This window comes from Micromonospora sp. CNZ296, from assembly GCF_007827635.1.
Genome location: NZ_VISW01000004.1, coordinates 225,023 through 250,969, shown reverse-complemented (window position 1 = coordinate 250,969; position 25,947 = coordinate 225,023). Strand labels below are relative to the sequence as shown.

The 25,947-nt window shown below is 71.3% G+C and carries 28 protein-coding genes; 21 read left to right on the top strand and 7 right to left on the bottom strand.

Features of this window, described 5'->3' with window-relative positions; all coding sequences use genetic code 11:
- Nucleotides 1-93 precede the first annotated feature (93 nt).
- The 4 genes from prmC to FB455_RS09185 all read left to right on the top strand — a co-directional run bounded on the left by prmC (nt 94) and on the right by FB455_RS09185 (nt 4,465).
- Complete coding sequence (prmC, locus tag FB455_RS09200) at nt 94-984, top strand: peptide chain release factor N(5)-glutamine methyltransferase (RefSeq protein WP_013475355.1); 891 nt, start codon at nt 94-96, stop codon at nt 982-984.
- Nucleotides 984-1,628 (top strand): L-threonylcarbamoyladenylate synthase, encoded by a 645-nt coding sequence (locus FB455_RS09195; protein WP_013288268.1) that lies wholly within the window; start codon nt 984-986, stop codon nt 1,626-1,628. The genes prmC and FB455_RS09195 overlap by 1 nt, the downstream gene beginning before the upstream one ends.
- Nucleotides 1,629-2,240 carry an arsenate reductase/protein-tyrosine-phosphatase family protein gene (locus tag FB455_RS09190; protein WP_013475356.1) on the top strand — a complete coding sequence of 204 codons (612 nt, stop codon included), beginning with the start codon at nt 1,629-1,631 and terminating at the stop codon, nt 2,238-2,240.
- A gap of 116 nt (nt 2,241-2,356) precedes the next feature.
- A complete protein-coding gene (locus FB455_RS09185; protein ID WP_145752888.1) occupies nt 2,357-4,465 on the top strand; it encodes a transglycosylase domain-containing protein in 2,109 nt (702 codons plus the stop codon).
- 10 nt (nt 4,466-4,475) lie between these two features.
- On the opposite strand, the gene FB455_RS09180 is transcribed toward FB455_RS09185, so the two are convergent.
- Entirely contained in the window at nt 4,476-5,102 is a 627-nt protein-coding gene (locus FB455_RS09180; protein WP_145752885.1) for a TetR/AcrR family transcriptional regulator, read from the bottom strand.
- Nucleotides 5,103-5,163: 61 nt separating this feature from the next.
- Between FB455_RS09180 and FB455_RS09175 the strand changes: the two genes are divergently transcribed.
- Nucleotides 5,164-6,006, top strand: coding sequence for an SDR family NAD(P)-dependent oxidoreductase (locus FB455_RS09175; protein ID WP_435820488.1), 843 nt, complete (start codon nt 5,164-5,166; stop codon nt 6,004-6,006).
- Here FB455_RS09175 and FB455_RS09170 read toward each other — a convergent pair.
- A complete protein-coding gene (locus tag FB455_RS09170) occupies nt 6,003-7,469 on the bottom strand; it encodes an SDR family oxidoreductase (RefSeq protein WP_013475359.1) in 1,467 nt (488 codons plus the stop codon). The genes FB455_RS09175 and FB455_RS09170 overlap by 4 nt on opposite strands.
- A 35-nt stretch (nt 7,470-7,504) precedes the next feature.
- Here FB455_RS09170 and FB455_RS09165 point away from each other — a divergent pair, with 35 nt between their 5' ends.
- The 14 genes from FB455_RS09165 to FB455_RS09100 all read left to right on the top strand — a co-directional run bounded on the left by FB455_RS09165 (nt 7,505) and on the right by FB455_RS09100 (nt 19,910).
- Nucleotides 7,505-8,794 (top strand): serine hydroxymethyltransferase, encoded by a 1,290-nt coding sequence (locus FB455_RS09165; protein ID WP_030271779.1) that lies wholly within the window; start codon nt 7,505-7,507, stop codon nt 8,792-8,794.
- Complete coding sequence (locus FB455_RS09160) at nt 8,787-9,218, top strand: Cg1360 family ATP-synthase-associated protein (RefSeq protein ID WP_013288261.1); 432 nt, start codon at nt 8,787-8,789, stop codon at nt 9,216-9,218. The genes FB455_RS09165 and FB455_RS09160 overlap by 8 nt, the downstream gene beginning before the upstream one ends.
- A 174-nt stretch (nt 9,219-9,392) precedes the next feature.
- A complete protein-coding gene (locus FB455_RS09155) occupies nt 9,393-9,629 on the top strand; it encodes an AtpZ/AtpI family protein (RefSeq protein WP_013288260.1) in 237 nt (78 codons plus the stop codon).
- An 11-nt stretch (nt 9,630-9,640) separates the two neighbouring features.
- Nucleotides 9,641-10,438, top strand: a complete 798-nt coding sequence (atpB, locus tag FB455_RS09150; RefSeq protein ID WP_013288259.1) for a F0F1 ATP synthase subunit A — start codon at nt 9,641-9,643, stop codon at nt 10,436-10,438.
- A gap of 70 nt (nt 10,439-10,508) precedes the next feature.
- On the top strand, nt 10,509-10,742 hold the full coding sequence (locus tag FB455_RS09145) for an ATP synthase F0 subunit C (RefSeq protein WP_013288258.1): 234 nt from the start codon (nt 10,509-10,511) through the stop codon (nt 10,740-10,742).
- A 27-nt stretch (nt 10,743-10,769) separates the two neighbouring features.
- The gene (locus FB455_RS09140) at nt 10,770-11,309 is read left to right on the top strand and encodes a F0F1 ATP synthase subunit B (RefSeq protein ID WP_013288257.1); all 540 of its coding nucleotides are present in this window, start codon (nt 10,770-10,772) and stop codon (nt 11,307-11,309) included.
- Complete coding sequence (locus FB455_RS09135; protein WP_047893557.1) at nt 11,309-12,130, top strand: F0F1 ATP synthase subunit delta; 822 nt, start codon at nt 11,309-11,311, stop codon at nt 12,128-12,130. The genes FB455_RS09140 and FB455_RS09135 overlap by 1 nt, the downstream gene beginning before the upstream one ends.
- An 85-nt stretch (nt 12,131-12,215) precedes the next feature.
- Nucleotides 12,216-13,868: a F0F1 ATP synthase subunit alpha gene (gene atpA / locus FB455_RS09130; RefSeq protein WP_145752883.1), complete on the top strand. Its 1,653-nt coding sequence runs from the start codon at nt 12,216-12,218 to the stop codon at nt 13,866-13,868.
- 4 nt (nt 13,869-13,872) lie between these two features.
- On the top strand, nt 13,873-14,802 hold the full coding sequence (locus FB455_RS09125) for a F0F1 ATP synthase subunit gamma (RefSeq protein ID WP_013288254.1): 930 nt from the start codon (nt 13,873-13,875) through the stop codon (nt 14,800-14,802).
- Nucleotides 14,802-16,247: a F0F1 ATP synthase subunit beta gene (gene atpD / locus FB455_RS09120; protein WP_013288253.1), complete on the top strand. Its 1,446-nt coding sequence runs from the start codon at nt 14,802-14,804 to the stop codon at nt 16,245-16,247. Before FB455_RS09125 ends, atpD begins: the two co-directional genes overlap by 1 nt.
- 214 nt (nt 16,248-16,461) lie before the next feature.
- Nucleotides 16,462-17,607 carry an LCP family protein gene (locus FB455_RS09115; RefSeq protein ID WP_041799109.1) on the top strand — a complete coding sequence of 382 codons (1,146 nt, stop codon included), beginning with the start codon at nt 16,462-16,464 and terminating at the stop codon, nt 17,605-17,607.
- A 109-nt stretch (nt 17,608-17,716) separates the two neighbouring features.
- Nucleotides 17,717-17,995, top strand: coding sequence for a F0F1 ATP synthase subunit epsilon (locus FB455_RS09110; protein ID WP_047893558.1), 279 nt, complete (start codon nt 17,717-17,719; stop codon nt 17,993-17,995).
- A 12-nt stretch (nt 17,996-18,007) separates the two neighbouring features.
- A complete protein-coding gene (locus FB455_RS09105; RefSeq protein ID WP_013475361.1) occupies nt 18,008-18,463 on the top strand; it encodes a DUF2550 domain-containing protein in 456 nt (151 codons plus the stop codon).
- A gap of 871 nt (nt 18,464-19,334) precedes the next feature.
- Entirely contained in the window at nt 19,335-19,910 is a 576-nt protein-coding gene (locus FB455_RS09100; RefSeq protein WP_145752881.1) for a hypothetical protein, read from the top strand.
- 59 nt (nt 19,911-19,969) lie between these two features.
- On the opposite strand, the gene FB455_RS09095 is transcribed toward FB455_RS09100, so the two are convergent.
- Both FB455_RS09095 and FB455_RS09090 read right to left on the bottom strand, forming a co-directional pair.
- Nucleotides 19,970-20,386: a VOC family protein gene (locus tag FB455_RS09095; protein WP_145752879.1), complete on the bottom strand. Its 417-nt coding sequence runs from the start codon at nt 20,384-20,386 to the stop codon at nt 19,970-19,972.
- Nucleotides 20,362-20,934: a cob(I)yrinic acid a,c-diamide adenosyltransferase gene (locus FB455_RS09090; protein WP_047893386.1), complete on the bottom strand. Its 573-nt coding sequence runs from the start codon at nt 20,932-20,934 to the stop codon at nt 20,362-20,364. Before FB455_RS09090 ends, FB455_RS09095 begins: the two co-directional genes overlap by 25 nt.
- On the opposite strand from FB455_RS09090, the gene murA reads away from it, so the two are divergent.
- Together murA and FB455_RS09080 are read left to right on the top strand one after the other, a co-directional pair.
- A complete protein-coding gene (gene murA / locus FB455_RS09085) occupies nt 20,933-22,354 on the top strand; it encodes a UDP-N-acetylglucosamine 1-carboxyvinyltransferase (RefSeq protein ID WP_030271442.1) in 1,422 nt (473 codons plus the stop codon). The genes FB455_RS09090 and murA overlap by 2 nt on opposite strands.
- A 69-nt stretch (nt 22,355-22,423) precedes the next feature.
- The gene (locus FB455_RS09080; protein WP_013288245.1) at nt 22,424-23,272 is read left to right on the top strand and encodes a 3-hydroxyacyl-CoA dehydrogenase family protein; all 849 of its coding nucleotides are present in this window, start codon (nt 22,424-22,426) and stop codon (nt 23,270-23,272) included.
- 57 nt (nt 23,273-23,329) lie between these two features.
- On the opposite strand, the gene FB455_RS09075 is transcribed toward FB455_RS09080, so the two are convergent.
- The 3 genes from FB455_RS09075 to FB455_RS09065 form a co-directional block, all read right to left on the bottom strand.
- Entirely contained in the window at nt 23,330-24,139 is an 810-nt protein-coding gene (locus tag FB455_RS09075) for an alpha/beta hydrolase (RefSeq protein WP_145752877.1), read from the bottom strand.
- Between the two features lie 86 nt (nt 24,140-24,225).
- Complete coding sequence (locus tag FB455_RS09070; protein WP_013288243.1) at nt 24,226-25,071, bottom strand: ABC transporter permease; 846 nt, start codon at nt 25,069-25,071, stop codon at nt 24,226-24,228.
- Nucleotides 25,068-25,916, bottom strand: a complete 849-nt coding sequence (locus FB455_RS09065) for an ABC transporter ATP-binding protein (RefSeq protein WP_013288242.1) — start codon at nt 25,914-25,916, stop codon at nt 25,068-25,070. Before FB455_RS09065 ends, FB455_RS09070 begins: the two co-directional genes overlap by 4 nt.
- Nucleotides 25,917-25,947: the final 31 nt, after the last annotated feature.

The window sequence follows — 25,947 nt, the reverse complement described above, 5'->3', positions numbered from 1 at the left end:
CTCGTGAGGTGGGCCGCGACGCCTCATGATTATTGCGTGACCGCACTCCCGCAACACCCGTCCGAAGGGACAGAACGCGAACGCCCCTCGCTGGTGATCATCCGGGTGGCGCGCGCGCTCGCCGCGGCGGGCGTCGAGGCGCCCCGCGCCGAGGCCGAGCAGCTCGCCGCGTACGTCCTGGACGTGCCGCGTGGCCGGCTGGCGCTGGCCGACGGCTTCACCCCGGCGCAGCGCGACCGGTTGGACGCGCTCGTCGGGCGGCGGGTGACCCGCGAGCCGTTGCAGCACCTGCTCGGCTCGGCCGGTTTCCGGCACCTGGAGCTGGCCGTCGGGCCGGGCGTCTTCGTGCCCCGGCCGGAGACCGAGCTGCTGGCCGGGTGGGGGATCGAGCGTGCCCGGGAGCACGCCGCGCCGCTCGTGGTCGACCTGTGCAGCGGTTCCGGCGCGATCGCCCTCGCTGTCGCGCAGGAGGTGCCCGCGGCCCGGGTGGTGGCGGTGGAGCGGTCCCCGGCCGCGCTGGCCTGGCTGCGGCGCAATGTGGCCGGGCGCGCCGCCGCCGGGGACCGGCCGGTCGAGGTGGTGGCCGCCGACGTGACCGATCCGGACCTGCTGGCCGACCTGGCCGGACGGGTCGACGTGCTGCTGTGCAACCCGCCGTACGTGCCGAGGTCGGTAGCGGTGCCGCCGGAGGTGGCCGGGCACGACCCGGACGAGGCGGTGTTCGGCGGCGCGGACGGGCTGGACGTGATCCGTCCGGTGGTCGGCCGGGCCGCCGCGTTGCTGCGTCCGGGCGGGGCGATCGGCATCGAGCACGACGACACGCACGCGGCGGCGGTGCCCGCGCTGCTGCGCGGCGACGGCCGCTACGACCGGGTGGAGGAGCACCGGGACCTGGCCGGGCGGCCCCGCTGGGCGAGCGCGTCCCGGCGGGCGGACGGCACCCACGCCGACCCCGCCCGGGCGTGGCAGACTGACTCCTCGTGATGCTCTACGACTGTCGGTCGCCCGCCGACCGGGACCGCGGCATCGCCGCTGCCATCGAGGCGGTCAAGAACGGGGAACTCGTCGTCCTGCCGACCGACACGGTCTACGGCATCGGGGCGGACGCCTTCACCCCGTACGCGGTGAAGGCCCTGGCGGACACGAAGGGTGGCGCCCGGCAGGCGCCCCCGGTGCTCATCGGTTCCCGGCACACGCTCGACGGCCTGGTCTTCTCGCTGCCCGGCGCGGCCCGCGACCTGGTCGAGGCGTTCTGGCCCGGCGCGTTGACCATCGTGGTGGAGCACTCGCCGAGCCTGGCCTGGGACCTGGGCGACTCCAGCGGCACGGTGGCGGTGCGGATGCCCCTGCACCCGGTCGCGCTGGAGGTGCTGCGGGAGACCGGGCCGATGGCCGTCGCGTCGGCCAACAAGATCGGCCAGCCCGCCGCGCTCACCGCCGAGGAGGCTCGTGACCAGCTCGGCTACGGCGTCCGGGCGTACCTGGAGGCCGGGCCGGCGGTGGACCCGGTGCCGAGCACCATCGTCGACCTGACCGGCGACGTGCCGCGGGTGCTGCGCGAGGGCGCGGTGACGCTGGCGAAGCTGCGCGAGGTCGTGCCGGACATCCTCGACGAGCGGGGGGTCTGAGTGCCGCCCTTCACCGTCCTGCACGTCTGCATGGGCAACATCTGCCGGTCGCCGATGGCCGAGCGGCTGCTGCTGCTCGCGGTCCGGGAGCGGCTGGCCCGCCTCGACGTCGATCCGGCCGGGTCGGACGCGCTCGTGCACAGCCACAGCGCCGGCACCGGCGGCTGGCACGCGGGGGAGGAGATGAACCCGCCCGCCGCCCGGCAGGTGATCTCGCGCGGCGGTGACACCGACGGGTTCGCCGCCCGGCGGCTGCGCTCCGACCTGATCGACGCCGCCGACCTGGTGCTCACCGCCACCGCCGACCAGCAGGAGTACGTGGTGGCGCTGCGGCCGGACGCCGCCGCGCGCACGTTCGTGCTCGGGGAGTTCGGCCGCCTGCTCGGCGCGCTGGACCGGTCCGCCCTGCCGCCGGCCGAGCCGACGCCGGACGCCGTGTACGCGCGCGGCGTCGCCCTCGTCGCGGCCGTCGACGCGGCCCGGCAGAACGCCTCCGCGCTGCCCACCGACGACCTGGACGACCCGTGGGGGCGGGGCGACCAGTGCTTCAGCCGGGTCGCCGACGAGATCGAGGAGACGGTGCAGCCGCTGGCTGCCGTGCTGCTCCCCTGATCGCGGTTCATCCTTCCTCGCGAACTTCCTGCGCATTTCGCGGAAGACGGCGGCGAAAGCGGCCATTCCGGTCATTCTGAACGGGTCCGTACGGCCGGCTCCTGCGGGGAGAGCTGATGAACCGGGCCTATCTCGACAAGCTGTTCACCGTTGTGCTCGCCGGCGTGCTCGCCGGACTGGCCCTGGCCGCAGCCGCGCTGCCGGCCGCGCTGGTCTTCGGGCTGGGCGTGAAGAACCTGATGCCGTACACGGTGCTGCCGGAGGCGCTCAAGACGCCGCAGCCGGCGCAGCGGTCCAACCTGTACGCCAACGACGGGCGGACGCTCATCACCTCGTTCTACGTCGAGGACCGGGTGGACGTGCCGGTCGGCGAGGTGGCGCCGGTGATGCGCGACGCCATCGTGGCCGCCGAGGACGTGCGCTTCTACGAGCACCACGGCGTCGACGTGCGCGGCGTGGCGCGGGCGTTCACGGCCAACCGCCGCGAGGGCACCCGCCAGGGCGCCTCCACGCTGACCATGCAGTACGTGCGCAACGCGCTCGCCGGTGACCCCCGGCTGACCGAGGAGCAGCGCGCCGCCGCCACCGAGATCACCGTCGGGCGCAAGATCCGCGAGATGCGGTACGCGCTGACGCTGGAACGGCAGATCGGCAAGGACGAGATCCTCGGGCGCTACCTGAACATCGCGTACTTCGGCGCCGGGGCGTACGGCATCGCCGCCGCCAGCAAGCGCTACTTCTCCACCACCCCGGAGCGGCTCACGCTGGCCCAGGCCGCGCTGCTCGCCGGGCTGGTCCGGTCCCCGGCCGACGACCCGATCAACGGCGACGCCGAGGCGGCCCGGCAGCGGCGGGCGTACGTGCTGGACCGGATGGTGGAGACCGGCCGGGTCAGCGCGGCCGACGCCGAGGCGGCGAAGGCAACGGAGCTGGCCCTCAAGCCCAACACCACACCGAACGACTGCGCCGCGGTGCCCGCCGACCACAACGACTGGGGCTTCTTCTGCGACTGGTTCACCCAGTGGTGGAACGCCCAGCCGGCGTTCGGCGAGAACGTCGACGAGCGGCAGCGGACGCTGCGCCGCGGCGGCTGGAAGATCGTGTCCTCGCTCGACCCGGACGTGCAGGCCAAGGCGAGCGAGCAGGTGCGGGAGATCTACCCGGAGACGATCGCGCGGGCGGCGCCGACCGCCGTGGTGCAGCCGGGCACCGGCCGGGTGCTGGCCATGGCGGTGAACCGCACCTACGGCACGACCGCCAACCCGGACGGGCAGCAGAACTACCCGAACACGGTCAACCAGCTCGTGGCCGGTGGTGGTGGCATCACCGGCTATCAGGCGGGCTCCACGTTCAAGCTGTTCGCCCTGCTGGCCGCGCTGGAGTCCGGGCTGCCGCTGGACACCGAGTTCGACGCGCCACGCGTCTACGTGACGCAGTACCCGGTCGGCGCGGGCCCGGCGAGCTGCGGCGGCCGGTGGTGCCCGGCGAACGCCAACACCTACTGGATGGACGGCGACCGGGACATGTGGGACGCGTTCGGCCGGTCGGTGAACACGTACTTCGCGTGGCTGACCGAGCGCGTCGGCGCGGACCGGGTGGTCGAGATGGCCCAGCGGCTGGGCATCGTCTTCCGTGCCCCGGCGGACGCCCGGATAGCCCGCGAGGGCGCCAAGAGCTGGGGACCGTTCACGCTCGGGGTCTCTGCCACCACGCCGCTGGACCTGGCCGGCGCGTACGCCGCGGTGGCCGCCGAGGGCACCTGGTGCCGGCCCACGCCGGTCACCTCGATCACCGATCCGGGCGGCAAGACGGTGCCGGCCGGGAACACCGACTGCCGGCAGGTGCTCGACACCGAGGTGGCCCGCGCGGCGGCCGACGCCAGTCGCTGCCCGGTCGGCGACCAGTCGATGTACCGGCGCTGCGACGGCGGCACCGCCGAGGAACTGGCCCCTGGTCTGCGCCGGCCGGTGGCGGGCAAGACCGGCAGCTCGGAGCGGAACGCCACCGAGACGGTCGTCGCGTTCACCCCGCAGCTGTCGGTGGCGACGATCGCCGCGAACCCGGACGACCCCCGGGACGCGGTCGGCGGCGGCGTGCAGAAGCGGCAGATCGCCGCCGTGGGCCGCATCCTCGCGTGGTCGCTGCGCGACGAGCCGGTACGCGACTTCGTCCCGCCCGGCCAGGCGGTGGCCTTCCAGCACACCAGCCCGCGCACCGGCAACTGAGAGACTTCCGTCAGCTCGTCGACCTGCCGTACCGCGCGACAGTGGTCCGGACGGCTTCGTCCACCACCGCTGTCGTGCGGTCAGGGGTGACCGTCCAGTCCGGGAGGACCAGGCGCGGCCAGAACAGGTAATTGGAGATCATCCCGAGGAACTGCGTAGCGGCCATCTCCGGGTCGTCGACGTCCGCGGCTCCCGCCTCGTGCTCGGTCACGAGGTAGGTCCGGACGGACTCGAAGTACGGCAGTTTGCCCTGGGAGAAGTGCGCTCGGGCCAGTTCGGGAAAGCGTGGCAGTTCGGCGATCACGATGCGGAACAGATCGGTCATCTCCGGCCGGCTCAACAGCGTCGCGTAGTGCCGCCCGAGAACCGTCAGGCCGGCCGTCAGGTCACCGGCGGGCGGCACGTCGGCGACGTCGTTGCGGGCCCACGAGTCGATGACGATGGCATCGAACAGTGCCGCCTTCGTCGGGAACTGCTTGAACAGCGTCGCCTTCGACACGCCGGCACTCTCGGCGATACGCGCCAGTGACGCCCGGTCGTAGCCCGACTCCAGGAAGAGCTCGGTGGCGGCCTGCAGGATCAGCGCGCGCTTCTCCTCCGCCACGCGCTGGTGATAGGCCGACGGCGCTGGGGTCATGCGCCCATCATAGCGAGGTGAGTGGGTTGACTCACCATCTGCGGGGGCGTAGCTTCGAGTGGTGAGTCGATCGACTCACCACCTGTCCCGGGTGGTCGTCCCGTACGTACCGGAGGATCCGATGTCCCGTTTCGCCGATCAGACAGTTCTCGTCACCGGAGGCAGCGGCGGGCAGGGGGCCAGCCACGTCCGCGCCCTGCACGCCGAAGGCGCCAACGTCGTCATCGGTGGCATCGACGCCGACCGTGGCGCCGGCCTCGCCGCCGAGCTGGGACACCGGGCCCTCTCCGTCCGCCTGGACGTCACCCGGGAGGAGTCGTGGGCCGCCGCCGTCGCGGAGACCGAGAAGACATTCGGTGCGCTCACGATCCTCGTCAACAACGCCGGGGTGCAGAACCCGCCGGCCGTCATCGAGTCCACCGACCTGGCCACGTGGGCCCGCATCCTCGACGTCAACCTCACCGGCACGTTCCTCGGCATCAGGGCAGCCGCCCCGGCGCTGCGGCGCGCGGGGGGAGGAACGATCGTCAACATCGGCTCCACCACGGGCCTCGGCGGTACCGCCCTCTACGCGCCCTACGTCGCCGGCAAGTGGGCGGTTCGAGGTCTCACCCGGACCGCCGCCCTCGAACTGGGCCGCGACAACATCCGCGTCAACGCGATCCACCCCGGCGTGGTCGCCACCCCGTTCATCACCGAGCCGGCGGCCGGCAGCGACGCCCCGATCGCCGACTTCTACTCGCCCGAGCCGTTCGCCGTCCCGCGACTCGGGCAGCCCGCCGACATCACCGCGCTGCTGTTGTTCCTCACGTCGCCGGACGCGGCCTTCATCACCGGCGCCGAGTACGTCATCGACGGAGGGCTGCTCCTCGGCCCCGCACTGAAGAACGGCTCTCCGTCCTAACCGGCGGGGTGTTCGGCGCCCCGGGCGATGTTGCGGGCCATGCCGCCGAAGACGACGGCGTGGAAGGGGGCCACCGAGGCCCAGTAGAGGTGGCCGGGCAGGCCGCGCGGGAGGAACACGGCCCGCTGCACGTACCTGCTGCGGCCGTCCCCGTCCGGCTCGGCGCGCATCTCCAGCCAGGCGCGGCCGGGCAGCCGCATCTCGGCGCGCAGCCGCAGCAGCTCACCCGGGACGATCTCCTCGACCCGCCAGAAGTCCAGCGCCTCGCCGACCTGGAGCCGGTGCGGGTCGCGCCGTCCCCGGCGCAGCCCGACGCCGCCGATCAGGCGGTCCATCCAGCCGCGCACCGACCAGGCGAGCGGGAACGAGTACCAGCCGTTCTCGCCGCCGACGCCCTCGATGACCCGCCACAACGCCGCCGGTGGCGCGTCCACCGTCCGCTCCCGCAGATCGGTGTACGCGGTGCCGCCGGACCAGTGCGGATCCGACGGCAGCGGCTCGGCGGGCGCGTCCGGCCCGCTCGCGTTCGACCAGCGCGTCTCCACCTCCGCGTCCCGCACCTTGGTCAGCGCCAGCGCGACCGCCTGGTCGAAGCCGATCAGCCCGTCCGGCGGGTCCGGCACGTACCGGGCGATGTCGTGCTCGTGCGCCACCGCCTCGTGCACCAGGCTCTCCACGAGCGGCCGGGCGATCGCGTTCGGCACCGGCGTGATCAGGCCGACCCAGTGCGAGGAGAGCGACGGGGTGAGCGGGCGTACCGGCAGGATGACCCGGCGCCGCAGCCCGGCCACCCGGGCGTACCGCTGCATCATCTCGGAGAACGTCAGCACGTCCGGGCCGCCGATGTCGAAGGCCCGGTTGACGTCGGCCGGCAGGTGCGCGCAGCCGGCCAGGTAGCGCAGCACGTCCCGGACCGCGATCGGCTGGATCCGGTTGCGCACCCAGCGCGGGGTGACCATCGCCGGGAGCCGCTCGGTCAGGTGGCGCAGCATCTCGAACGAGGCCGAACCGGATCCGATGATCACGGCGGCGCGCAGCACCGCAGTGGGCACGCCGCTGTCCAGCAGGATCCGCGCGACCTCCGCCCGGGAGCGCAGGTGCGCCGAGGGCAGGCCGTCGCGCTCCGCCGGCTCCGGCCCGCCGAGATACACGATCCGGCGTACGCCCGCGGCGCGCGCCGCCTCGGCGAAGTTCGTCGCCGCCTCCCGGTCGGCCGCCTCGAAACCACGCTGGCCCAGCGAGTGGACCAGGTAGTACGCCACCTCCACGCCTGCGAACACGGCCGGCAGCGTCTCCGGCCGGCGGAGGTCGCCCTCGACGACCTCCGCCTCGGCCGCCCACGGCACGTCCCGCAGCCGTCCGGCGGTGCGGGCCAGGCAGCGTACGGTGTGCCCCTCGGCCAGCAGCCGGGGCGCGAGGCGTCCGCCGATGTAGCCGGTCGCACCGGTGACGAGGCATCGCACGGCATCCAGTGTGCGGCTCCGTAGACTCCTTCGCTGTGGAGAACGCGAGGGACACCTTCTGGGGGCCGGACTTTCAGCAGCTCAGTACCGTCGACCCGGAGATCGCCGAGGTGGTGCTGGGTGAGCTGGACCGGCTGCGCGGCGGCCTGCAACTGATCGCCAGCGAGAACCTCACCTCGCCCGCGGTGCTGGCCGCGCTGGGCTCCACGCTCACCAACAAGTACGCCGAGGGCTACCCGGGGCGGCGCTACTACGGCGGCTGCGCCGAGGTGGACCGGGCCGAGGAACTGGCGATCTCCCGGGCGAAGGAGCTGTTCGGCGCCGAGCACGCGAACGTCCAGCCGCACTCCGGGGCGAGCGCCAACCTGGCCGCGTACGCCGCCCTGGTGCAGCCGGGTGACACGGTGCTGGCGATGGACCTGCCGCACGGCGGGCACCTGACCCACGGCAGCCGGGTGAACTTCTCCGGCAAGTGGTTCCACCCGGTCGGCTACACCGTCCGGCGGGACACCGGGACGATCGACTACGACGAGGTACGCGACCTGGCCCGCGCGCACCGGCCGAAGATGATCATCTGCGGCGCGACGGCGTACCCGCGGCTGATCGACTTCGCCCGCTTCCGGGAGATCGCCGACGAGGTCGACGCGTACCTGATGGTGGACGCCGCGCACTTCATCGGCCTGGTGGCCGGCGGCGCGATCCCGTCGCCCGTGCCGTACGCCGACGTGGTCACCGCGACCACCCACAAGGTGCTGCGCGGCCCGCGCGGCGGCATGATCCTCTGCCGGGAGCCGCTGGCGGCCCGGATCGACAAGGCGGTCTTCCCGTTCACCCAGGGCGGCCCGCTGATGCACGCCGTCGCCGCCAAGGCGGTCGCGCTGCGCGAGGCCGCGCAGCCCGAGTTCCGCACGTACGCCGCCCAGGTGGTCACCAACGCCCGCGCGCTCGCCGACGGGCTGGCCGCGGAGGGACTGCCGGCGGTCTCCGGCGGCACCGACACCCACCTGGCCCTGCTCGACCTGCGCGAGACCGGTGTGACCGGCGCCCAGGCCGAGGCCCGCTGCGACGCCGCCGGCATCACGCTGAACAAGAACGCCGTCCCGTACGACCCGCAGCCGCCGGCGGTGGCCTCCGGCATCCGGGTGGGCTCGCCGAGCGTCACCACCCAGGGCATGCGGGAAGGGGAGATGCGCCGGATCGCCACGTTGATCGGTCGGGCGGTGCGGACCGATCCGGAGTCCCCCGGGGGCGGCGACGAGCTGACCCGGATCGCCGCCGACGTGACCGAGCTGGTCACCGAGTTCCCGGCGTACCCCCGTGGCTGAGCCCGGGACGCGCGCGGCGGAGGCGACGGCGGACCGCGGCTGGCGACTGCGCCATCTGCCGGTGCTGCTGGCCGCGGTGGCGGTGCTGGCCGCTGTCGCCGCGGTGGTCGGCGGGGTGTGGCGCGGCGCGGACGGCGCGCTCGGCGCGGCGGCCGGGGTGGCCGTCACGGCTGCGAGCTACACGCTCACCACAGTGGTGCTTGCCTGGGCGGACTCGAAGGATCCGCAGCTCGTGCTGCCGTTCGGGCTGGGCCTCTACGTCGCCAAGATCACCGCGCTCGGCGGGGTGATGGTGCTGGTGGCCTCGACCGGCTGGCCGGGACTGATCCCGTTCTGTTTCGGCATCGCCGCGGGCGTGGTGGTCTGGACCGGCGTGCACGTCTGGTGGCTCACGACCGTCCATGCCCGACGGATGCTGCGCTGAGCCGTCCCACCCTTCGGGCGACGCGTGGTTCTGTCCGCGATCGGTCATTCTCTCAGTGGCGGGGGAGGAGTACCGTTCCTCCAGACGACTTCGCCCGCCCGTGTCCCACACAACCAGGTTGTGCGGGGGGTGAGGCACAACCTCTTCTGCTCGACTGATATCGTTCGCCCCGTCATGGCCGGTGACCAGAAACCCCCCAACACTGGCGGCTCGGGCGACGTTCCGTCCGGTGCCGGTCAGGGTTGGACCGCGCTCTCATACCTCATCGGGGGCATGCTCGTCTGGGGTTTCATCGGCTGGCTGGTCGACCGTTGGCTCGACACCGGCGGCATCGCCACCGGTATCGGGGTCGTGCTCGGCATGGCCGGGGGGATCATCCTGGTCGTCCGCCGACTTGGCACGCCTACTTAGGAAGGGACGCGGTGTTCGGACAGGCGAACGTCCTGGCTCAGGGCCAGGCGGAATTCCCACCGAGCGTGGGGGACTTCTACCTGCCCAGCATCCTGCCCTGGGGTGCGGAGAACTCGTACTGGTTCACCAAGATCACGGCGATGGTGTGGATCGCCGTCGGCGTGCTGATCATCTTCTTCCTGGCCACGTACCGGAAGCCGCAGCTGGTCCCCACCAAGAAGCAGTGGCTGGCCGAGTCGATCTACGGCTTCGTGCGCAACAACATCGCCGTGGACATGATCGGTCACGCGGGAGTGCGGTTCGCGCCGTACTTCACCACGCTCTTCTGCTTCATCCTGCTGACGAACTTCTTCGCGATCGTGCCGTTCTTCCAGATCTCGCCGAACTCGCACATCGCCTTCCCGGCCTTCCTCGCCGTGATCAGCTACGTGATGTTCAACTACGTCGGCATCCGGCACCACGGCTTCGTGAAGTACTTCAAGAACGCTCTGGTCCCGCCGGCGCCCTGGTTCATCCTGCCGCTGCTGATCCCGATCGAGCTGTTCTCGACCTTCATCGTCCGGCCGTTCTCGCTGGCCGTCCGTCTCTTCGCGAACATGTTCGCCGGCCACATGCTCCTGCTGGTCTTCACGCTCGGCGGGTTCGCCATGATCAGCGCCAACGCCTGGCTGGCACCGGTCTCGGTGCTGTCGTGGACGATGACTGTGGCGCTGACCTTCCTCGAGTTCCTGGTGATCTGTCTGCAGGCGTACGTCTTCACGGTGCTGACCGCCAGCTACGTGCAGGGCGCCCTCGCCGACGAGCACTGATCCGATCTTTCGCACCAACCGTTGTCGTCCCGCGTGACCGTCACGCGTGATAACCAGGAGGAACCAACCAATGGACATCTACGCCGCGGTAGAGGGCAGCACCGCCGCCATCGGCTACGGTCTCGCGGCCATCGGCCCGGGCATCGGCGTGGGCCTGGTCTTCTCGGCCTACATCCAGTCGACCGCCCGCCAGCCGGAGTCGTCCCGGATGACCCTGCCGTACGTCTGGATCGGCTTCGCCGTCATCGAGGCCCTCGCGCTGCTGGGTATCGCCTTCGGCTTCATCTGGCAGGGCAACCTCTAATTCGGCCCTGAGACCGGGAGGTTTCCGATGTACTTCCTCGCCGCTGAGGGTGGTGAGACGACCCACAACCCGATCATCCCTGTCTGGCAGGAGATCGTGGTCGGTGGGATCGCCTTCATCGTGCTCTGCTTCGTGCTGATGAAGTTCGTCTTCCCGCGCATGGAGCAGACGTTCCAGGCCCGGGTCGACGCGATCGAGGGCGGCATCAAGCGCGCCGAGGCCGCGCAGGCCGAGGCGAACCAGCTGCTCGAGCAGTACCGGGCCCAGCTCGCGGAGGCGCGTACCGACGCCGCCAAGATCCGGGACGACGCCCGGGCCGACGCCGAGGGCATCCGCCAGGACATCCTCGCCAAGGCGCGCGAGGAGTCCGACCGGATCATCGCCGCCGGCAAGGAGCAGCTCGCCGCGGAGCGGGCCACCATCGTGCGCGAGCTGCGCACCGAGGTCGGCACCATCGCGGTGGACCTGGCCAGCAAGATCGTCGGTGAGTCGCTGGCCGACGAGGCGCGTCGCAAGGGCACCGTCGACCGGTTCCTGAGCGGTCTCGAGAGCACGGGGGCCCGCTGATGCAGGCCGCCAGCCGGGAGTCGTACTCCGCCGGGGCCGAGCGCCTCGACGCGTACGCCCGCGGCGCGGAGCCGTCGGCGGTGGCCTCCACCGCCGACGACATCCTCTCCGTCGCCGACCTGCTGCGGCGCGAGCCGCGGCTGCGCCGGGCGCTGGCCGACCCGGCGCGCTCGGGTGAGGACCGCGCGGCTCTGCTCACCGGGATCCTGGGCGGGAAGGTCGGCGCGGACGCGCTCGACCTGCTCACCACGCTGGTCTCCGGTCGCTGGTCGGCCCCGTCGGAGCTGCTCGACGGCGTCGAGCGGATCGGCGTGGAGGCGCTCCTCGCGAGCGCCGACTCGGCCGGCGATCTGGGCGAGGTCGAGGACGAGCTGTTCCGCTTCGGGAAGGTCGTCTCCGGTTCCGGCGAGCTGTCCAACGCGCTCTCCGACCCGATGGCCCCGGTGCAGCGGCGGGCCGAACTGGCCCAGCAGCTGCTGGCCGGCAAGGCCCGGCCGGTCACCGTCCGCCTCGTCGAGGCCGCGCTCGCCGGCTTCGGGGGACGCTCCTTCACCGGTGCGCTCACCCGGCTGGTCGAGCTGGCCGCCGACCGGCGGGACCGTCAGGTCGCGTACGTGACCGTGGCGGCTCCGCTGAACGACGAGGAGGAGCGACGCCTCGGCGCCCGCCTCTCCCAGATGTACGGTCGGGAGGTCTCCGTCAAGCAGACGGTCGACCCCGACGTGCTCGGCGGAGTGCGCGTGCGGGTCGGATCCGACCTGTACGACGGGACCGTCCTGCGCCGCCTCAACGAGACCCGCAACGCGCTCGCGAAGCGCTGACCAGCGTCTTAGCAGCCCTGATTCGACGCCATCGGACCGGTCGGTACTAGGTATCCCGGGCCCCTGATACTTAAGGAAGCAGAGGATGGCCGAGCTGACCATCTCGACGGAGGAGATCCGCGGCGCCCTGGAGCGCTACGTCTCCTCCTACACGGCCGACGTCTCCCGCGAGGAGGTCGGCACCGTCGCCGACGCCGGTGACGGCATCGCCCACGTCGAGGGTCTCCCCTCGACCATGACCAACGAGCTCCTGGAGTTCGAGGACGGCACGCTCGGCGTGGCGCTGAACCTCGACGTCCGGGAGATCGGTGTCGTCGTCCTCGGTGACTTCGGCGGGATCGAAGAGGGTCAGCGCGTCAAGCGCACCGGCCGGGTGCTCTCCGTGCCCGTCGGCGACGCGTTCCTCGGCCGCGTGGTGAACGCGCTCGGCGAGCCGATCGACGGCCTCGGCGACATCGCCAACGAGGGCTTCCGCGAGCTGGAGCTCCAGGCCCCGAACGTGATGTCCCGCAAGTCGGTCGACGAGCCGCTGCAGACGGGCATCAAGGCCGTCGACGCGATGACCCCGATCGGCCGTGGCCAGCGCCAGCTGATCATCGGTGACCGCAAGACCGGCAAGACCACTGTCGCCCTGGACACCATCCTCAACCAGCGCGAGAACTGGCGCTCCGGCGACCCGAAGAGGCAGGTCCGCTGCATCTACGTCGCGATCGGCCAGAAGGCCTCCACCATCGCCTCCATCAAGGGGACGCTGGAGGAGGCGGGCGCGATGGAGTACACCACCATCGTCGCCTCCCCGGCCTCCGACCCGGCCGGCTTCAAGTACCTCGCCCCCTACACCGGCTCGTCCATCGGGCAGCACTGGATGTACGGCGGCAAGCACGTCCTGATCGTCTTCGACGACCTGAGCAAGCAGGCCGAGGCGTACCGCGCCGTGTCGCTGCTGCTGCGCCGCCCGCCGGGCCGCGAGGCCTACCCGGGTGACGTCTTCTACCTGCACTCGCGTCTGCTGGAGCGCTGCGCCAAGCTCTCCGACGAGCTGGGCGGCGGCTCGATGACCGGTCTGCCGATCATCGAGACCAAGGCGAACGACATCTCGGCGTTCATCCCGACCAACGTCATCTCCATCACCGACGGCCAGATCTTCCTCGAGACCGACCTGTTCAACCAGGGCGTCCGGCCGGCCATCAACGTCGGCACCTCGGTCTCCCGGGTCGGTGGCGCCGCGCAGGTGAAGCCGATGAAGAAGGTCGCCGGCTCGCTGCGGCTGAACCTGGCCCAGTACCGCGAGCTGGAGGCGTTCGCCGCCTTCGCCTCCGACCTGGACCGGGCCTCCCGCGCCCAGCTGGACCGGGGTTCCCGCCTGGTCGAGCTGCTCAAGCAGCCGAACTACTCGCCGTACCCGGTGCAGGAGCAGGTCGTCTCCGTCTGGGCCGGCACCGAGGGCAAGCTGGACGACGTCCCGGTCGGCGAGGTCCGCCGCTTCGAGTCCGAGTTCCTCCAGTACCTCCGCCACAAGCACGAGGGCGTCCTGGCCGGAATCGCCGACAACAAGTGGGACGACGAGATCATCTCCTCGCTCGACTCCGCGATCAGCGAGTTCAAGCAGGTCTTCCTGGGCAAGGAGGACGAGGTCCGGGTCAACGACGCGCCGGCCAAGCCGCTGGAGGGCGAGGAGACCCGCGAGACGGTGACCCGCTTCCGCGACGGCACCACCGACCGCCCGGCCGAGAGCTGATCCGATGGCCGCCCAGGTACGCGTTCTCCGGCAGCGGATCCGTTCCGCCAAGGGGATGAAGAAGATCACCAAGGCGATGGAGCTCGTCGCGACGAGCCGCATCGCCAAGGCCCAGGCCAAGGTGGCGGCCTCGCTGCCGTACGCCGAGGCGATCACCGGCGTGCTGACGGCGCTGGCCTCGAACGCGCGGATCGACCACCCGCTGCTCACCCCGCGCGAGCGGGTGCGGCGGGCGGGCGTCCTGCTGGTCACCGCCGACCGGGGCCTGGCCGGTGGCTACAGCTCGAACGCGATCCGGACCGCCGAGTCGCTGATCGCCCGCCTGCGTGCCGACGGCAAGGAGCCCGTGCTCTACGTCATCGGCCGCAAGGGCGTGGCGTTCTACCGGTTCCGCAACCGGCAGATCGCCGCCAGCTGGACGGGTTTCTCCGAGCAGCCGTCGTTCGAGGACGCCCGCGAGGTCGGTGAGACGCTGATCAAGGCGTTCACCGCCGGCGCGGACGACACCGACAACGAGGCCGGCGCCGACGGGATCCTCGGCGTGGACGAGCTGCACATCGTCTACACCGAGTTCAAGTCCCTGATGACACAGAACCCGGTGACCCGGATCGTCGGTCCGATGCAGGTCGAGGACCGGCCCCGGTCCGAGGGCCTGCTGCCGGCGTACGAGTTCGAGCCGGAGCCGGAGTCGCTGCTCGACGCCCTGCTGCCGAAGTACATCAACACGCGGATCTTCGCGGCGTTGCTGGAGTCGGCGGCCAGTGAGTCGGCCGCCCGTCGGCGGGCGATGAAGAGCGCCACCGACAACGCCGAAGAGATGATCGAGAAGTACACGCGTGAGATGAACTCGGCTCGTCAGGCCGGCATCACCCAGGAGATCAGTGAGATCGTCGGCGGCGCGAACGCGCTGGCCGCGTCGGGAAGTGAAGTGTGATGACTGTATCCGCAGTTGAGACCAAGACGGCCACGGGTCGCGTGGTCCGGGTCATCGGCCCGGTCGTCGACGCCGAGTTCCCGCGCGACGCCATGCCGGGGCTGTTCAACGCCCTGCACGTCGACGTGACCCTCTCCGGCGGTGAGAAGACGCTGACCCTGGAGGTCGCCCAGCACCTGGGTGACAACCTGATCCGCGCCATCTCGATGCAGCCGACCGACGGCCTGGTCCGCGGCACCGAGGTGCGCGACACCGGCGCGCCGATCAGCGTGCCGGTGGGCGACGCGGTCAAGGGCCACGTGTTCAACGCGATCGGCGAGTGCCTCAACCTCACCGAGGGCGAGACCATCCAGGCCGACGACCGGTGGGGCATCCACCGCAAGGCCCCGGCCTTCGCCGACCTGGAGCCGAAGACCGAGATGCTGGAGACCGGCATCAAGGTCATCGACCTGCTCGCCCCGTACGTCAAGGGCGGCAAGATCGGCCTGTTCGGCGGCGCGGGCGTGGGCAAGACGGTGCTCATCCAGGAGATGATCACCCGTGTCGCCCGCAACTTCGGTGGTACCTCGGTCTTCGCCGGCGTGGGTGAGCGCACCCGCGAGGGCAACGACCTCATCGCCGAGATGACCGAGTCGGGCGTCATCGACAAGACCGCGCTGGTCTACGGCCAGATGGACGAGCCGCCGGGCACCCGCCTGCGGGTCGCGCTGTCCGCGCTGACCATGGCGGAGTACTTCCGTGACGTGAAGAAGCAGGAGGTGCTGCTCTTCATCGACAACATCTTCCGCTTCACCCAGGCCGGTTCCGAGGTCTCCACGCTGCTCGGCCGCATGCCGAGCGCCGTGGGTTACCAGCCGACCCTGGCCGACGAGATGGGCGAGCTCCAGGAGCGGATCACCTCCGTCCGGGGCCAGGCCATCACCTCGATGCAGGCGATCTACGTGCCCGCCGACGACTACACCGACCCGGCGCCGGCCACCACGTTCGCCCACCTCGACGCGACCACCAACCTGGAGCGGTCGATCTCCGACAAGGGCATCTACCCGGCCGTGGACCCGCTGGCGTCCTCGTCCCGGATCCTCGCCCCGGAGTTCGTCGGCGAGGAGCACTTCGCCGTCGCCACCGAGGTGAAGCGGATCCTGCAGCGCTACAAGGACCTGCAGGACATCATCGCCATCCTCGGTATCGAGGAGCTCTCCGAGGAGGACAAGCTCACCGTCGGCCGCGCCCGCCGGATCGAGCGGTTCCTCTCGCAGAACACGTACGCGGCGGAGCAGTTCACCGGCGTGCCCGGCTCGACGGTCCCGATCGCCGAGACCATCGACGCCTTCCGCCGGATCAGCGAGGGGGAGTTCGACCACTTCCCGGAGCAGGCGTTCTTCATGTGCGGCGGCCTGGACGACCTGCGGGCCAAGGCCAAGGAGCTGATGGGCGAGGAGGGCTGAGAGCCCGCTCACACCCACGAGGGCCGTCCCGGCGAAAGCCGGGGCGGCCTTCGCCTTTTCCGGGCACTGCACTACCAGATGCCCGGTTCTCCGGCAAGCAGTTCGCCGGATCGCGCGGTACCGTTCCTGACACGACTTCACATCCGGCCGTTGATCTCTGCAACCAAACGGACCCCCGCGCCCGTCTTCCTACCCGTGGGCGCGACGATTGGAGATGCTCGTGGGCGGTAAGGGCGGCGCGGATCGCGGGAAGCGGTCCATGTGGCGCGGCGTGCCCCGGTGGGCCCGCGTCTGCACGATCCTGGGCATCGTCATGGTGGTGCTCAGCGGCTCCGTGCTGATCGGCTCGCGCGCCCTCGTCGCCCGCTACGAGGGATCGGTGGGCAAGGCCGACCTCTTCGGTGACCAGGCCGCCGGCGCCAACGAGAAGAAGAGCGACATCAAGGGCCCGCTCAACATCCTGCTCGTCGGCGTGGACCCCCGGACCGCGACCGCCCGCCCGCTCGCCGACTCGATCATGGTCCTGCACGTGCCCGCCACCATGGACCGCGGCTACCTCTTCTCGCTGCCGCGTGACCTGCGGGTGGACATCCCGGAGTTCCCCAAGGCCGACTACTCGGGCGCCAACGACCGGCTCAACGCGGCCATGTCGCACGGCAGCAACGTGCCGGGGCAGAACCCCAGCACCCCGCAGGGCTTCGAGCTGCTCGCCAACACCGTGCAGGAGGTCACCGGCATCAAGCGCTTCGACGCCGGTGCGATCATCAACTTCAGCGGTTTCAAGAAGATCGTCGACGCCATGGGCGGCGTCGACATGTACATCGAGCGGGAGGTGCGCTCGGAGCACCTCCAGCCGGACGGCACGCCGCGCCAGCTCAAGCCCGGCGGTGGTGGCTACCTCGGGCCGCAGGCCGTGTACAAGAAGGGCAACGCCCACCTCAAGGGATGGCAGGCGCTGGACTACGTCCGGCAGCGCTACCCGAAGAACGGCGTGCCGGACGCCGACTACGGCCGGCAGCGGCACCAGCAGCAGTTCGTCAAGGCGATGGTGAGCCAGGCGTTCAGCGCCGACGTGGTGGCCAACCCGGTCAAGCTGGACCGGGTGCTGCGCGCGGCCGGGAAATCGCTGGTGTTCAACGGCCGCGGCAACAGCGTGGTCGACTTCGGGCTGGCCCTGAAGGACATCCGGCCCGAGGCGATCGAGACGATCAAGCTGCCGGGCGGCCCGATCGGTACCGGCAGCAACTACCGGGGTGAGCAACTGCTCGAACCGGCGGAGGACTTCTTCACCGCCCTGCGTACCGAACAGCTCGACGCATTCCTGCTGGAGCACCCCGACTTCAAGCAGAAGACCAAGTAGCCTGAGCGGGTGCGGGACCGTGGTGGTCCGGCTCTCACCACCCGCGTTGGGTGGGCTGCGGGGTCGCGACTAGACTTTCGGCAATCCGCCGCCGCAGCAAGGAGACAGCGTGGCACAGCAGCTTCACGTCGAGCTCGTAGCCGTCGAGGAGAAGGTCTGGACCGGCGAGGCCGAGATGGTCGTCGCCCGGACGACCGAGGGTGAGCTCGGTGTGCTGCCTGGGCACGCACCGCTGCTCGGCCAGCTCGCCGAACCCAGCCAGGTACGCATCAAGCAGGCCGGTGGCCAGCAGGTCGCGTACGACGTGGCCGGCGGCTTCCTGTCGGTGACCGGTGAGGGCGTCACAGTCCTCGCCGAGAGCGCAACCCCCGCCACCCCGGCCCGCTGAGCCGACCCGCCGATGGAGATCGTCGAAGGGATCGGAATCGGCTTCGCGATCGTCGTCGTCGCGCTTCTGATCCTCTTCATCCGGCGGGCCCTGTTCACGCGTAGCGGTGGCATCATCCGGCTGAGCGTCCGGGTCAACACGATCCTCGACGGTCGTGGCTGGTCACCCGGGTTCGGTCGCTTCGTGGGCGACGAACTCCGCTGGTACCGCATGTTCAGCTTCGCGCTGCGCCCCAAGCGGGTGCTCTCCCGCAAGGGGCTGGCGGTCGAGCGTCGTCGGCTGCCCGAGGGGCAGGAGCGCATGTCGATGCCCGCCGAGTGGGTGATCCTGCGCTGTACCAGCCACCACGCGCCGATCGAGATCGCCATGGCGCGATCCACGGTCACCGGATTCCTGTCCTGGCTCGAGGCCGCCCCACCCGGGGCGGCCTCGCCGCGTCTGGCCTCCCAGGACTGGCCCGCCGCCTGACCCTCACCCCAACACCCCGTCAACGGGTCACGGGGGTCGTGCCGGGGCACCGCCGCTGACGCCGATCTTGGAGTTGTGGCGCCAGGAAATGCCCGGTTCGCGCCGTTAGTGAGGTGCCACAACTCCAAGATCGCCGCACTCTTCCCGGCGCCTCCCGCGATCTTGCACTTTGGTGCCCGGCAAACCTCGCAAATGAGACGCCCAGAGGGCTCGAACTGCAAGATCGCGCGGGTGGTCGTGCGGGCGACCCCGGTTGGCGTCGCGCTCCGCACCCAGCCAGCCCCGCTCGGGCCAGCCCCGCTCGGGCCAACCCGCCCCGGGTCAGCCCTGCCTGGGTCAGCCCGCCCGGGTCAGCCCTGCCTGGCTCGGGGTCGATCATGAAGTTGGCGGTGTTTGGTGTCCGGTTTGTCGGCGTCAACTTCATGATCGACGGCGCGGGGGCGGGTGCCTGTGGTGCGACCCGTGCCGGTGTGGGCGAGGGTGTCCGGTTCGGGGGTGGTGGGTGGCACTCTGAGGGTGGAATCGCTGGCGGGTGGGTGGCGTTGTAACCGGGTGAACGACCGAGCGTCGGCGGCGCGCCCCGCGAGCGGGGCGGCATCCGCAGGCCCGGGAATCATCCTGGCCGGCTGGTCGTTGAACACGGTTCCGACGACGTGAACCCCCGCGCCTGCTCTCCGGTGGCGTGTGGCGCGCCCCCGGGGAATGGTGGCGGGTGGCGGGTCGTTGAACATGCTTCCGGCGCCGCGACGAGGCCCCCCTGCCCTCGCGAGCAGCCGGATCCCCCGAAGACTTTCTTGAGCGCCTGACGGTGCTCGCACCCGCGCCGGCCCCCCTGTCGGTGTGGGCGTCGATCCCCCGAATGGAGCCCCCCATGAACACGATCCTGGCTAAGAGCATTCTGGGTGTTGCTGGTCTGGCTTTCACCGGTGGCGTGTTCGCCGGTCCGGTGGCCGCTCACGCGGCGGAGACCCCGCACGTGGCGAAGCCGGTCAGTGTGAGCGTGCAGGGTGACAAGCTGATCCCGCACGGCGTGCAGGGCAACCAGTCGCGTATCGACCTGAACGACGAGCAGACCGCCAACGTCAAGGCCATCATCGCCGCCACCAAGAAGGCCGGTATGGACGAGCGCGCCGCGGTCGTGTCGATCGCCACGGCGTTGCAGGAGTCGAAGCTGGAGAACCTCGGCCACCTCGGTGACCGTAACGACCACGACTCGCAGGGCCTGTTCCAGCAGCGCCCCTCCAGTGGTTGGGGCACCGTGGAGCAGATCACCGACCCGGAGTACTCCACGACGGCGTTCCTGAAGGGTCTGAAGCAGGTCGACGGCTGGCAGGACATGCCGCTGACCAAGGCCGCCCAGACCGTCCAGGTGTCGGCCTACCCGGACCACTACGCCCAGTGGGAGCAGCAGGCCGCCGACCTCGTCGCCCAGCACTGGAACAGCTAAGAGAACAAGTGAGACCAAGCTGAAGGCCGGCACCCCGAACCAACGGGGTGCCGGCCTTCTCACGTCTCCGCGACCAACTCGACCTCGTACCCCTGCCCGTCGGTGAGGTAGGCGGCGTAGCTGTCCGGGCCGCCCGCGTGTGGGTGCCGGTCCGGGAACAGCAGCGTCCAGCCGTACCCTCCGGCGGCAGCGACCAGGCGTTCGACGGCGGCCGGCGGGCCGGCGTGGAAGGCCAGGTGGTTCAGGCCGGGCGCACGCCTGTCGTGGGTGCGGCCGGTGAGCGCCGGTGACGCCTCCAGCACGACGTACGTGGCGCCGAGCCGCCAGGAGCGGCCGGCGGGCCAGTCCTGGTACGGCGTCCAGCCCAGTTCGCCGAGAAGCCAGCCCCAGGAACGACTGGCCGCTGCCAGGTCGGGTACCCACACCTCCACGTGATGGAGGCCGCCGATGGTCAGCGCTTCCCGCCCGGCACCCATAGCACGTCGCCGTCCGGATTTGCCGTTCTTGACAGGATAAAGAGCAAATCGGAGAGCCGGTTGAGATACTTTGCCGGGAGGGGACTGGTCCGATCGGGGTCGTGTGCGACCAGCGCCCATGCCGCACGCTCGGCGCGCCGGGCGGTCGTCCGTGCCACGTGCAGCAGTGCCGCGCCCGCGGTGCCGCCGGGGAGGATGAAGGAGTCGAGCTTGCTCAGGCGCGCGTTGTACTCGTCGCACCAGCCCTCGAGGCGCTCGACGTACTCCTCGGTCACCCGCAGCGGCGGGTACTTCGGGTCCGGTTCGACAGGCGTCGCCAGGTCCGCGCCGACGTCGAACATGTCGTTCTGCACGGATTCCAGCACGGCCCGCAGCTCGTCCGGGAGCTGCCCCAGGGCGAGCGCGACGCCGATCGAGGCGTTGCACTCGTCCACGTCCGCGTACGCGGCGATGCGCGGATCGGTCTTCGGCACCTGCTCGTTGTTGCTCAGCCTGGTCATGCCGGCGTCGCCGGCCTTGGTGTAGATGCGCGTGAGGTGGACGGCCATGACGCACAGCCTACGGATACCGGACCTGACCATCCCGGCCCGGCCGAGCCCGGTGGGGCCAGGGGACGCGGGAGATCCGGCGGTCAACGACGTCGACGTCATCCGGGTACGCGGTGACGCCCGGCTCGCCGGCACCGTGCACGTGGTGGGTGCGAAGAACTCCGCGCTGAAGCTGATGGCCGCCGCGCTGCTCGCGCCCGGCCGCAGCCTGATCACCAACGTGCCCCGGATCACCGACATCGCGATCATGGGCGAGGTGCTGCGGCGGCTCGGTTGCGGCGTACGTTTCGGGCCGGACGACCCGGTCGACCCGATGGTGGCGCACGGCGGTGTGGAGCGGTCCCGCTCGGTGCTCATCGACGTGCCGGAACGGCCGGGCGCGGAGGCCGACTACGACCTGGTGCGGCGGCTGCGCGCGTCGATCTGCGTACTCGGCCCGCTGCTGGCCCGCCGGGGGTACGTCCGGGTGGCCCACCCGGGCGGCGACGCCATCGGCTCGCGCGGTCTGGACATGCACATCGCCGGGCTGGCCCGGATGGGCGCGGAGATCTCCGGTGAGCACGGCTTCGTCATCGCCGAGGCGCCGGGCGGGCTGCACGGCGCCGACATCGTGCTGGACTTCCCGAGCGTGGGCGCGACCGAGAACCTGGTCATGGCGGCGGTGCTGGCCCGGGGCGCGACGACGATCGACAACGCGGCCCGGGAGCCGGAGATCGTCGACATCTGCACGATGCTGAACCGGATGGGCGCCCGGATCGAGGGGGCCGGCACGTCGACGCTGCACATCGTCGGCGTACCCGAGCTGCGGCCGGTCCGGCACGCCACGGTGGGGGACCGGATCGTGGCCGGCACGTGGGCGTTCGCCGCCGCGATGACCCGCGGCGACGTGACGGTGACCGGCCTGGACCCGGCGTACCTGGAGGTCGCGCTGGACAAGCTGGTCGCGGCCGGCGGCCTGGTGGAGACGCGAGGCGACGCCTTCCGGGTACGCATGGACGACCGCCCGAGGGCGGTCGACGTGGTCACGCTGCCCTACCCGGGCTTCGCCACCGACCTGCTGCCGATGGCGATCGGGCTGGCGGCGGTCAGCGAGGGCGGCTCGCTGATCACCGAGAACATCTTCGACGGCCGGTTCATGTTCGCCAACGAGATGATGCGGCTGGGCGCGGAGATCCGTACCGACGGTCACCACGCCCTGGTGTGCGGCCGGGAGCGGCTGTCCGGCGCCCCGGTACGCGCCACCGACATCCGGGCCGGTGCCGGCCTGATCATCGCCGGGCTCTGCGCCGACGGCCTCACCGAGGTCTCGCACGTGCACCACGTCGACAGGGGCTATCCGGACTTCGTGGCCGACCTGCGGGCGCTCGGCGTCGAGGTGGAGCGCGGCACCGCGCCGGAGGAGCCGGACCTGGCCATCTGACGGCCGGGGCTTATCCCTCGTTAAGTAGGGTTCTCCCAGACGTTGCAGAACACGGCGAGGGAGAAGCAGATGGCGGGTCGACTCGCGGTCGTCGGTGCCGGGCTGATGGGCTCGGGCATCGCCCAGGTGGCGGCGCAGGCGGGCTGGCAGGTGACGCTGCGCGACATCGACGACGCGGCCACGAAGCGCGGTGTGGACGGCATCCGGAAGTCGCTGACGAAGTTCGCCGAGAAGGGCAAGATCGAGGCGTCCGACGTCGAGGCGACGCTGGGCCGGATCACCCCGACCACCGACCTGGAGGCCGCCGCCGACGCGGACATCGTGGTCGAGGCGGTCTTCGAGAAGATCGAGATCAAGCACGAGGTGTTCCGCGCGCTCGACAAGATCTGCAAGGCGGACGCGGTGCTCGCCACCAACACGTCGGCCATCCCGGTGACCCAGATCGCCACCGCCACCGAGCGCCCGGAGTCGGTCGTCGGCACGCACTTCTTCTCGCCGGTGCCGATGATGAAGCTCTGCGAGCTGGTACGCGGCTACAAGACCAGCGACGCGACCATGGAGACGGTCAAGTCGTTCGCCGAGGAGATCGGCAAGACCGTCGTGGTGGTCAACCGGGACATCGCCGGTTTCGTCACCACCCGGCTGATCTGCGCGCTGGCGATGGAGGCGGTCAAGCTCGTCGAGTCCGGCGTGATCTCCGCGGAGGACCTGGACACCGCCTGCAAGCTGGGCTTCGGTCACGCCATGGGCCCGCTCGCGACGGTCGACCTGACCGGCGTGGACGTGCTGCTCAACGCCACCCGCAACATCTACACCGACACCGCCGACGAGAAGTTCTTCCCGCCGGAGCTGCTCCAGCGCATGGCGACCGCCGGCGACCTGGGCCGCAAGACCGGCCAGGGCTTCTACTCGTACTGACCGGCCCGTTCCGCCCCCGGCCCGCGCGGCCGGGGGCGGTTCACGTGCGGTGCCGGTTCACGTCCGGGGCGGGTCGAGCGCGGCGCCGATCAGCGCGAACGCGTCCGGGATGACTGTGCCCCAGTAGCCGAAGTTGTGCCGCCCGTCGGCCCAGGCGGCGCGTACCGGCTCCTCGGGCAGCGCCCGGGCCAGCGCGCGCACGTCCTTCAGAAAATTGTCCTGCCGCCCGCACCAGAGCCCGACCGGGGTGCCGCGCAGCCTCTCCACGCCGGTGAAGACCGCGTCGCCGGCGCTGACCGCGGGGGAGAAGGCCGCGGTCATCCGCAGCCACTTCGGGTACGTCTCGGCGAGCAGCAACGCGCCGAAGCCGCCCATCGACCAGCCCCACACGGCCAGCCGGCTGCTGTCGAACCCGCGCCGGGCGCACCAGGTGGGCACCTCCTCGCGCACCATCCGCTGCGGGTCGTCGTCACCGGCGGCGCGCCAGGACAGCCGCCCGCCGGTGGCGCCGGCGAGCGCGAACGGCGGGGCGCCGCGGCGTACCGCGTCGGTGAGGAAGCGGGCCAGCCCGAACCGGCCGTAGTCGCGCGGGGTGGCCGATGCGCCGTGCAGCACCAGGCAGACGGGCAGGCCGCGGCCGTCGCCGTACCCCTCGGGCACGGCCGTCCAGAAGTCCACCTCGCGGCCGCGCGCGCCGGACGCGATGCGGATGAGCCGTTCGTCGCCGGCCGGCGCGTCCGGCAGGGCCGGTGCCGGTCCCGGGCGAGGGCCGGAGAGCTGCCGGGCGGCGAGGCCGCCGACCACCGCGGCGCCGGCCACGCCGGCGGCGGCGCCGAGCAGGGTACGCCGGGTCAGCGTCGATGCCATGCCGGCGAGTGTGGCACCGCGAGGCGCGCGTTAAGAAGGGGCCCTTCCTCTACCGCAGGCGTTAAGAGGGGGCCCTTCCTTACACCTCAGCCGTCGCGCTTGGTGGTCCAGCGGAACGTGGTCAGGCACAGCACCAGGCCGATGACGCACCAGGCGCCCAGCACCAGCGCGACGGTGCCCAGCTCGAACGAGCCGCCCGGCTCCCGGGCGCCGAAGCTGTCCGGCAGGAAGACCGAGCGCAGCCCCTGGCACATCCACTTGAGCGGGAAGATCGCCGCGACCTGCTGCATCCAGGTGGGCAGGCTGGTGAAGACGAAGAACACGCCGGAGATGAACTGGAGCACCAGCGCGACCGGGGTGACCACGGCCGAGCCGCTGCGGGCGGTGCGGGCCAGCGACGAGATGGCGATACCGCACAGCGTGCAGGCGGTGACGCCGAGGACAGCGACCCAGGCGAACGTCAGCCACTTGCCGGTGGTCTGCGGCAGTTGCAGGTCGAACATCGCCACCGAGACGGCGAGCAGCAGCGCGGTCTCGGCGATGCCGATGACCACCACCATGATCACCTTGCCGGCGAACCAGACCCATTTCGGCATCGGCGTGCCGCGGTAGCGCTTGAGCACGCCCCGGTCCCGCTCGATCGGGATCCAGATGCCGAGGTTCTGGAAGCTCACGGTCATCAGGCCGGTCGCGATCATGCCGGTGATGAAGTACTGGGTGTAGCTGACCCCGGGCGCGATCTCGTCGCTGAAGATCGCCGCGAAGATCAGGATCATGATGATCGGGAAGCCCATCGTGAACACGACGGACTCCCGGCTGCGCAGGAACTGGGTGATCTCCAGCCGCCCCTGACGCAGTGCCAGCGCGCCCGCCCCGGACCGCCGGGCGGAGGTGGCGGCGACCGGGGCCGCCGGCTTCGTCGTGGTGGTCATGAGTGTCCGATCATCCGCAGGTAGACGTCTTCCAGGGTCGGCCGGGTCACCGTCAGGCCGGGCACCTCGCCGCCGAAGCGCGCGGCCAGGTCGGCCACCAGCGCCGTCGGCGTCGCGGTCTCCGCCGAGGCCGGCGTCCCGTCGGGGGTACGCCAGGAGACGGTCGCGAGCGACTCCTGCCGGTTGCCCAGCGCGTTCGGCGGGGCGACCTCGATCACCCGTCCGGCGGCGATCACGCCGACCCGGTCGGCGAGCGCCTCGGCCTCGTCCAGGTAGTGGGTGGTGAGCACGATCGTGGTGCCCGCGGCGGACAGGTCCCGGATCAGCTCCCAGAACTCGCGCCGGGCCTCCGGGTCGAAGCCGGTGGTCGGCTCGTCGAGGAAGAGCAGCTCGGGGCGGCCGATGATGCCCAGCGCCACGTCGAGGCGGCGCTTCTGCCCGCCGGAGAGCGTGTGCGTACGCGCCTTGGCCTTGGCCCCCAGCCCGACCCGCTCGACCACCTTGTCCGGGTCGTCGGCGTCGGGATAGAAGCCGGAGAAGTGGCGGACCACCTCGCCGACTGTGAGCTCGTCGAACTCGCCGGTGCCCTGGAGCACGATGCCGACGCGGGAGCGCCAGCCGGCGTCGGGGTGGGCGGGGTCGGCGCCGAGGACGCGTACCTCGCCGGCGTCGCGCTGCCGGTAGCCCTCCAGGATCTCGACCGTGGTGGTCTTGCCGGCGCCGTTGGGACCGAGCAGAGCGAACACCTCGCCCCGGCGGACGTCCAGGTCCACCGACGCGACCGCGACGTTGTCGCCGTACGCCTTGCGCAGCCCTCGCACGGAAATCGCGAGCTCGTTCTCCATGACGTCAAGTGTGCGTCGTGCGGTCGCCCGT